Annotated in this window: 1 pseudogene; it reads left to right on the top strand. The window is 46.6% G+C overall.

Annotated features, from left to right (window positions below):
• Positions 1-556, top strand: a pseudogene (locus ADICYQ_RS31170) (DNA-directed RNA polymerase subunit beta'); the annotation flags it as partial.

Here is a 556-nt window from a genome sequence, read left to right as displayed (position 1 = left end):
ATTCCTCCGGAGCTTAGACCGATGGTTCAGCTAGATGGCGGACGTTTTGCGACTTCTGATTTGAATGACCTTTATCGTCGTGTCATCAACCGTAACAATCGTTTGAAACGCCTTTTGGACCTTGGTGCGCCTAGCATCATCGTTCAAAACGAAAAGCGTATGCTTCAAGAGGCTGTCGATGCCCTAATTGACAACGGCCGCCGCGGACGCCCTGTAACAGGTCCTGGTAACAGACCGTTAAAATCTCTTTCTCACATGCTGAAAGGGAAGCAAGGCCGTTTCCGTCAAAACCTTCTTGGTAAACGTGTCGATTACTCCGGACGTTCTGTAATCGTTGTTGGTCCTCATTTGAAAATGTACCAATGCGGATTACCGAAGGAAATGGCGCTTGAACTTTTCAAACCTTTCGTTATGAAAGAACTTGTTGAAAAAGGTCTTGCTCATAACATTAAGAGTGCGAAACGCAAAATTGAGCGCGTGCAGCCTGAAGTTTGGGATGTACTAGAATCAGTTATTAAGGAGCACCCGGTACTGCTGAATCGTGCCCCTACACTTC

Origin of the sequence: Cyclobacterium qasimii M12-11B (assembly GCF_000427295.1) — a bacterium.
Lineage (GTDB): Bacteria > Bacteroidota > Bacteroidia > Cytophagales > Cyclobacteriaceae > Cyclobacterium > Cyclobacterium qasimii.
The sequence above is the reverse complement of the archived record's forward strand: the minus strand, read 5'-3'. Positions and strand labels throughout refer to the sequence as shown.